9 protein-coding genes are annotated in these 6,447 nt (G+C 41.8%); 2 read left to right on the forward strand and 7 right to left on the reverse strand.

Annotated features, from left to right (window positions below; translation table 11 throughout):
* The first annotated feature begins 131 nt into the window (after positions 1 to 131).
* Complete coding sequence (locus HWQ38_RS02515; protein WP_292789751.1) at positions 132 to 479, forward strand: hypothetical protein; 348 nt, start codon at positions 132 to 134, stop codon at positions 477 to 479.
* A gap of 42 nt (positions 480 to 521) precedes the next feature.
* Here HWQ38_RS02515 and HWQ38_RS02520 read toward each other — a convergent pair whose 3' ends face one another.
* The 6 genes from HWQ38_RS02520 to HWQ38_RS02545 all read right to left on the reverse strand — a co-directional run bounded on the left by HWQ38_RS02520 (position 522) and on the right by HWQ38_RS02545 (position 4,543).
* The gene (locus HWQ38_RS02520) at positions 522 to 1,325 is read right to left on the reverse strand and encodes an alpha/beta hydrolase (RefSeq protein WP_292789752.1); all 804 of its coding nucleotides are present in this window, start codon (positions 1,323 to 1,325) and stop codon (positions 522 to 524) included.
* 54 nt (positions 1,326 to 1,379) lie between these two features.
* Entirely contained in the window at positions 1,380 to 1,772 is a 393-nt protein-coding gene (locus HWQ38_RS02525; protein ID WP_292789754.1) for a carboxymuconolactone decarboxylase family protein, read from the reverse strand.
* Positions 1,769 to 2,167, reverse strand: coding sequence for a DUF2809 domain-containing protein (locus tag HWQ38_RS02530; RefSeq protein ID WP_292789756.1), 399 nt, complete (start codon positions 2,165 to 2,167; stop codon positions 1,769 to 1,771). Before HWQ38_RS02530 ends, HWQ38_RS02525 begins: the two co-directional genes overlap by 4 nt.
* Before the next feature lie 93 nt (positions 2,168 to 2,260).
* Positions 2,261 to 2,812, reverse strand: coding sequence for a DUF2231 domain-containing protein (locus HWQ38_RS02535; RefSeq protein ID WP_292789757.1), 552 nt, complete (start codon positions 2,810 to 2,812; stop codon positions 2,261 to 2,263).
* A 33-nt stretch (positions 2,813 to 2,845) separates the two neighbouring features.
* Entirely contained in the window at positions 2,846 to 3,586 is a 741-nt protein-coding gene (locus tag HWQ38_RS02540; protein ID WP_292789759.1) for a DUF2993 domain-containing protein, read from the reverse strand.
* Positions 3,587 to 3,967: 381 nt separating this feature from the next.
* Positions 3,968 to 4,543 (reverse strand): Uma2 family endonuclease, encoded by a 576-nt coding sequence (locus HWQ38_RS02545; RefSeq protein WP_292789762.1) that lies wholly within the window; start codon positions 4,541 to 4,543, stop codon positions 3,968 to 3,970.
* 149 nt (positions 4,544 to 4,692) lie between these two features.
* Between HWQ38_RS02545 and HWQ38_RS02550 the strand changes: the two genes are divergently transcribed.
* A complete protein-coding gene (locus tag HWQ38_RS02550; protein ID WP_292789764.1) occupies positions 4,693 to 5,259 on the forward strand; it encodes an HD domain-containing protein in 567 nt (188 codons plus the stop codon).
* Positions 5,260 to 5,459: 200 nt separating this feature from the next.
* Here HWQ38_RS02550 and HWQ38_RS02555 read toward each other — a convergent pair whose 3' ends face one another.
* Positions 5,460 to 6,260 carry a PhzF family phenazine biosynthesis protein gene (locus HWQ38_RS02555; RefSeq protein WP_292789766.1) on the reverse strand — a complete coding sequence of 267 codons (801 nt, stop codon included), beginning with the start codon at positions 6,258 to 6,260 and terminating at the stop codon, positions 5,460 to 5,462.
* Positions 6,261 to 6,447: the final 187 nt, after the last annotated feature.

The raw sequence follows: 6,447 nt of genomic DNA on the forward strand, positions 1-6,447 counted from the left end.
TCGTGGAAGCAAGCTACGCGTAGCGTCCCGCTTTTTAAGGACTGTAGCTTGCTTACGGCAGGGTAACTGAAACTATATGTAGTCTTAAACCCTTTAATTTACAATAAGTGAAGTGCTTACAGAGTATTGACATGAAAAAAATCCAAGTGCTAATATTTGCTGGGATTTTAGTAACAATTATCTGGGGCGGGTTATTTGCCAAAACTGCTTTATCCCAGCAAGTGGAGTCCCGCATCAACAATCTGGAAGCGGACTTTAATCGTGTCGAGTCGCGGTTAAATCAGATAGAGTCTCAACTCGGTCAAAGTCGTCAGTCTCCATCCTCAAGAACAAGACTTACCCCACGACAATCACCTAGTTCTAGAGGAAACTTATCACAGCAAGATCGGATGTTTGATCGATTGGCAACTTTGGTGGTTGAATTAAAGCAACAAGTAAATAAATTAGAGGAGCGAGTTTCTAAATTAGAAACTCGCTAAATATTTTAATTACATTAATTAATTTCTGGAGATATCTATAGTTTAAGCTGGCTTCAATTTCCGCAGGAAGTTAAGCATAGCTGAAACCACAGCATCCGGCGACTCAACTAAGAAGCCATGACTACCACGATCGAGAACTACAAGTTCAGCTTTGGGAATACCTTGAGCAAGTTGCTGGGAAAACTTTAGCGGGGTGAGAATATCTTGTTTACCAACTAGAACTAGGGTAGGACAATGAATTTGTTGAAGACGGTCTGTTGTGTCAAAGTCAAGCATGGCTCGGCTATGATGATAAAGTGAATGAGTCGCAGGTGGGAAAGGATATCTGATTGCAAATTCGATCAGACTTTCGATCATCCCAGGAATCGAGTAGAACGTATCTGTAAATATCCAGGGTAATATGACTTTTTCATAAAGTTTCAGGTCTACATTACCCCAAAGTTCGCCCCAAGTTTCAATGATGCTGTTGAATAATGCATCACCCTTTGCCAACGATGAAAGTAGCATCAGACTTTGTACCTTTTCAGGATGTGCTAAGACTAGCTCTTGGGCTATCTCACCACCCATTGAATGACCTGCTAGATGTACCTTATCGATCGCAATGTGATCGAGCAATCCTACAACGTCGCTAGCCATTTGTTTGAGACTATAGGGGGTTTCGGGAGCAGAACTTCGCCCCATACCTCGGTTGTCCAAGCGAATAACTTGATATTGCGAAATCAGCGATGGCATAATCAGTGACCAATAAACATGATCACAAAGGAAGCCAGCTATTAATAGCAAAGGCTCACCGGTTCCCTTGATGTCGTAGAACAAATCAATCCCGTTAATCTCAACCTTGGGCATAGTTAATAATTCTGCTAAACCTTATTTTAAGCAGGGATAAACAAGGCTACACTCCTACGTCTTAAATCTCTCGTCCACCGGAATTTGATAGCCGTTGGCGAGGCGATTGGTCATGTTGGCAGTGGCTGCGATCGCCATTAGTTCCCCGAAGATGGTATCATTCATCCCCTTGGCACGCGCCGATGCTGTGTGCGAGGCGATGCAGTACTCACAGCCATTCGTCGCACTCACGGCGATGTAAATTAGTTCGCGCATCAGTGGATCAATCTCACCAGGGCTAGTCATCACTTCCTTCACCGCTTGCCAAGTTCGTTGCAAGGTAGGCGGATGATTGGCTATAGCTTTCCAAAAGTTATTGATATAGTCATTCTGGCGTGTGGCGCGGATGTCGTCATATATTGCACGTACTTCGTCGCTGGCTTGTTCGTATTCAATCAGGTTAGTCATGTTTCTATTCCGTGTAATTGTCGCAGCCACAACCAGCCTAAAATGGAACCCAATAGATAATGAGGAAAATCCCACCAAACAAAGGTAGTACCAAGTAACAATTTACCTATCAAGGTGGCGCGAATTTGCTCTAATAGTGGCGGATGCCAAAGTTGCAAGAATTCTAGTATACAGGTGATCACAAAAACCCATATAGGAATTTGGATTACCGCCGCCCGATTTCTGAAAAACCAAAATGCGAACAGACACCAAAATATTTCGTAAAATATAGCGGCTCCATAGTCATTAAACCACTCATGGGCAGGCCCACTATAATACTTAAACAAAAAGCCCATCGGTACAACGATGAGCACAGAAAGAATAATAAATATTCTTTGCTTACGGTTTTGGCGCATTTTCTAGAGACTAAAAACTAAGCAAAATTTTAGCCTTTGCATAGTTGTTTCTCAATAATTCGTAATATTGAATGTTAATTACGAATTATTTGATTATGGATATCTTCTACTACCAGCACCCACTACACCGATTTTGTGGCGATAAGAGAGTTCGGCACCGAACCAACCGGAAAGGCTAACCAGTGTACCGACAATGAGCGATAGTAACAGTCCCCAAGGTACTATTCGGGACTCAGCGTCGCCCAAACGCAGCAGAAAGTTGACGAGTGATAAAACTAGTAGAGAAACGTTAAGTATCAAATGCGCCCAACCTGCGGTGCGCTTGCGAACTCGTTCAATTTTGAAAAAGTCGCTCAGGCCGATCGCTGCTGCTAGGAGTCCTCCAGCTAATCCGAGTCCGATTAACCATAGCGAAGCCCTAGCCCAAAAGAAATCATGAGTTAACCAGTAGCCAATATCACTTCCTAAGGCGGCGGCTAAAAAGGCGATGGGAAAGATTACACTCAGGGGATGCAGGGGATGTCCTGCGATCGCAACTGTACTGGGTACACCAGTATCAAGATACTCACTGTCGTTACTTTCAATAACTGGGGGAATATTTGGGAAAGGTGTTGAACTTGTTTGCGTTGAGTCTGTAGTTTCCATTATTAGTATCCTGAATTTATTTGCGGACTATTTTTAACCAGAAGGAATTTGTTCAATATAAGCTTCAGCTTGTAGAGTTAGTTTGCCTACTTCTACTTTTAATTGCTTAACTTGCAAACTCATTCCTTCTAAATCAAAATTACTCAAATTTAAAATTTCGCTAGTTTCATCTATCAAAGCTTTTGTCAACTCTGGCGATATTTCCTCACTTTCACCATACTCGACATTTTCTAGAGTAACAGTTTTTCCATTAGCACTGATCCGGGGGATTGCGGAAAAAGCAACTTGCTGATTTTCACCTGTTTCTACTAATTTTATGCTGGCATTTAATGCTACTTTCCCATCGCCAGGTAGTCGAAAGTCTACAGATTCAGGCTGAATAGTCGTCAGTTGCCCGTTAATATGTATTTTTTGACTTTGCAGTTGCGCTCGCACATATTCTGAGTTGAAGGCGCGATTAATATCAGCTTCGGTTAAGACAACCTCAGCATTAGCATCAGTAGGTTTAGTGAGTTCAATTTTGCCAAAAGCTACACTCAAAGGATTAATGGCAACACTAGTCATTTCTATTTTCAATTCCTCCATGCGGAGGTCTTTCTGCATAACCAAACCTTCACCTTCAATCGTGACTGCATCCACCTGTCCTTGAACCAGTTTCAACGGGTCTGTTTTGATGTTTACATCTAAATTTTCTACTTCATCTAATTGGCTAGATAATCCTATTTCTGTCGCTTTACTCAGCGCTTGCTCTCCTAATCCAGGACTGTCCGCCATTATTAAATTAACTCCTGCTTTAAATAGCATATCCTTGAATAAATCTAATAAATTAGCATCAGAATTTTATCTATCTGGCGATGGAATATAGATTTAAAGCCTGTCTATCTAAAAGTAGAATTCTATTATTTATAATTAAAAACTTTGCTTTTATATGCATTTCTAATGCATAGATGCAGAACGGCTTCTCCTCAGATATCACTCAAAAGAAAGATGGAATATATAGAATTTAATAGTTACAGTATTTGTTTATAAAATTTTGCGAAAATCTCTTTAATAATAAAAGCTTGCAGCATACTTTAGAATCAAATTTTGGTTTGGCACATGGTCAGATATAATATGTATAAAGTGGGTAGATGTAACCAGTCGTAAGCATCGCTTTTACAATAATTTTGTCAAAGGCAACGTAAACCCAGGTACAACATCTTCACCGCTTAATATTGCCGTAGCCGGGTATTGAGTAATTGAACCATCCCGGCGATAAACTAAAGCTTGCTGATTTTTACTATCAATTAACCATCCTAATTGAACACCATTGCTAATATATTCTTCCATCTTGGCTTTGAGTTTTGCCAAGCTATCATTTTTAGACCGAATTTCAATTACAAAGTCGGGTGCTAAGTTGATAAATTTGTCCTCTTGCTGATCCCAACCTTCTGGTAAACGTCCTTTAGCTACAAAAGCAGCATCAGGCGCTCTGACAGCAGTATTTGCTAATCTAAAACCAGTACTCGGCCCAAAAACTTCACCTAGATTCTGACTTTCTACCCAATTAAATAGATAGGCTCCTGCTTTTATTTCTCGATTACCAGAAATTCCACCAGTTGGGGGCATAGTTTCTAAAGTTCCATTAACATTGCGTTCAAAGCGCAGCTCTGGGTTTTGCGAACTCATCAGCATTAATTCTTCATCAGTGACAGTATACAAAGACTGCACCGTTATTTTTTCGCTGTTCATGATGATGCATGCCATAGAAAGCTTGACAGATATTTCAATTTTAGCTCTGTACCCCTCTCATCCTTTGCAACCTCTACGCCGGGAGCGGTTTATTATAAAATTGACCCAAACCCTTGATTAGGTAGAGTTCTCCTAACTCATTTTAGACAATGCTCTCAGAACGTTTTACCGCAGCTCTTATCTACGCTACGCAACTGCACGCGAACCAAGTTCGCAAAGGTTCAGGTGTCCCCTACATTGCCCATTTATTAGGTGTCGCCAGTATTGCTTTAGAATCCGGGGGAAATGAAGATGAAGCGATCGCAGCCCTTTTACATGATGCGATCGAAGATCAAGGTGGCGCCGCAACCCGTTCAGAAATTCGTCGCCGCTTTGGTGACAATGTTACAGCAATTGTCGATGGTTGTACTGACGCTGATACAACTCCCAAACCGCCTTGGCAACAGGGCAAGGAGGCATATATTGCTCATATTCCTACTGCTTCCCCATCAGTACTGCTTGTGTCATCAGCAGATAAACTTTACAACGCCCAATCTATTCTCAAAGATTATCGCGTTTTGGGCGAATCAGTTTGGGAACGTTTTCAGGGGCGTAAAGAAGGTACTCTTTGGTATTATCGGGCGCTTGTGGATGCCTTCAAAAAGACTGGAACCACTGTAATTATTGAGGAATTAGAACGAGTAGTTGTACAAATTGAGGTATTAGCATCTCAATAAAAAATTTTATTTCCCCAAAAGTAAATAAAAGATTTATCGGAACTAGACAAATAACCTTTTTACCTGAAATAGCAAGAAGGCTCACACTGTACCTGTACCCATATCAAAAAATGCAGATGGTAGATATTATGCATCTATTCTTTTTAACCAAGAGAAGAATCCTCTAATTCCGATCCGAGAAGCAATTGGGGTTGAAAAACTTATCCGGTAAATAATTCACCTCGCATCACAGTTAGCGCTTGTCCGCCGAGAAAGACGCGATCGCCTCCTGTATAGCGCACTTTTACCACCCCACCGCGACTGGATGCCTGATAAGCTAAAAATTCATTTTTGTGCAAGCGATCGCGCCAGAAGGCAGCAAGGCAACAATGGGCAGCCCCAGTTACAGGGTCTTCATCAATACCTACTCCTGGTGCAAAGAAGCGAGAGACGAAATCATATTGGGAATCAGATTGTGTAAGGCTGGTGACAATGACATCAGAAACAGGCAAGGTTTTTAATAGTTGAAAATTCGGCTGCATTTGCCGCACCAAGTCTTCCGATTCCAATTCCACTAAATAACCTAGTGAATTCTGCAAGACAGATTTGTATGGTACACCCAAAGCAACCTTGAGTTCTGGAGGAGCGATCGTTGCTTGAGAGTGATTCACAGGAAAATCTAACTCAATCCACTTACCTTGCAACTTAGCAATCAGCACTCCGCTTTTGGTATAGAAACGTGCAACTTCATCAGGTGACAGATGTCCCTCTGACCAAAGTACATGGGCACTAGCTAAAGTCGCATGACCACAAAGCGGTACTTCCACCGTTGGCGTAAACCAACGCAGATTAAAGCCATCATCCTGTCTAACCAGAAAAGCCGTCTCAGATAAATTCATTTCCTGCGCTACGTTCTGCATCCAACGTTCGTCTTGGGGAGTAGGCAAAACACAGACAGCAGCAGGATTACCTGCAAAAAGTGTATTGGTAAAAGCATCAACTTGAGTAATGATTTGTCCCATTAGAGTCACCTTGAAAGTTAGACAGTAATATTGCGATTCTCGATTGAGTAGGTACAAGAACCCCACCCCCAACCCCCTCCCCGCAAGCGAGGAGGGGGCTTTTAAGATCCCCCCTTTTTAAGGCTACCGTGTACACACAAGTCTTTTGTGCGATTCGTTGATTAGTGAATCACGGTAATCAGTCCGT

This window comes from Nostoc sp. NMS7, from assembly GCF_017115085.1.
Taxonomy (GTDB): Bacteria; Cyanobacteriota; Cyanobacteriia; order Cyanobacteriales; family Nostocaceae; genus Nostoc.

What these genes read in the sequence shown, in the direction of transcription:
- HWQ38_RS02555 (WP_292789766.1), bottom strand. Translation starts at nt 6,260, where the DNA reads ATGGGACAAATCATTACTCAAGTTGATGCTTTTACCAATACACTTTTT.
- HWQ38_RS02520 (WP_292789752.1), bottom strand. Translation starts at nt 1,325, where the DNA reads ATGCCCAAGGTTGAGATTAACGGGATTGATTTGTTCTACGACATCAAG.
- HWQ38_RS02535 (WP_292789757.1), bottom strand. Translation starts at nt 2,812, where the DNA reads ATGGAAACTACAGACTCAACGCAAACAAGTTCAACACCTTTCCCAAAT.
- HWQ38_RS02545 (WP_292789762.1), bottom strand. Translation starts at nt 4,543, where the DNA reads ATGAACAGCGAAAAAATAACGGTGCAGTCTTTGTATACTGTCACTGAT.
- HWQ38_RS02540 (WP_292789759.1), bottom strand. Translation starts at nt 3,586, where the DNA reads ATGGCGGACAGTCCTGGATTAGGAGAGCAAGCGCTGAGTAAAGCGACA.
- HWQ38_RS02525 (WP_292789754.1), bottom strand. Translation starts at nt 1,772, where the DNA reads ATGACTAACCTGATTGAATACGAACAAGCCAGCGACGAAGTACGTGCA.
- HWQ38_RS02530 (WP_292789756.1), bottom strand. Translation starts at nt 2,167, where the DNA reads ATGCGCCAAAACCGTAAGCAAAGAATATTTATTATTCTTTCTGTGCTC.
- HWQ38_RS02515 (WP_292789751.1), top strand. Translation starts at nt 132, where the DNA reads ATGAAAAAAATCCAAGTGCTAATATTTGCTGGGATTTTAGTAACAATT.
- HWQ38_RS02550 (WP_292789764.1), top strand. Translation starts at nt 4,693, where the DNA reads ATGCTCTCAGAACGTTTTACCGCAGCTCTTATCTACGCTACGCAACTG.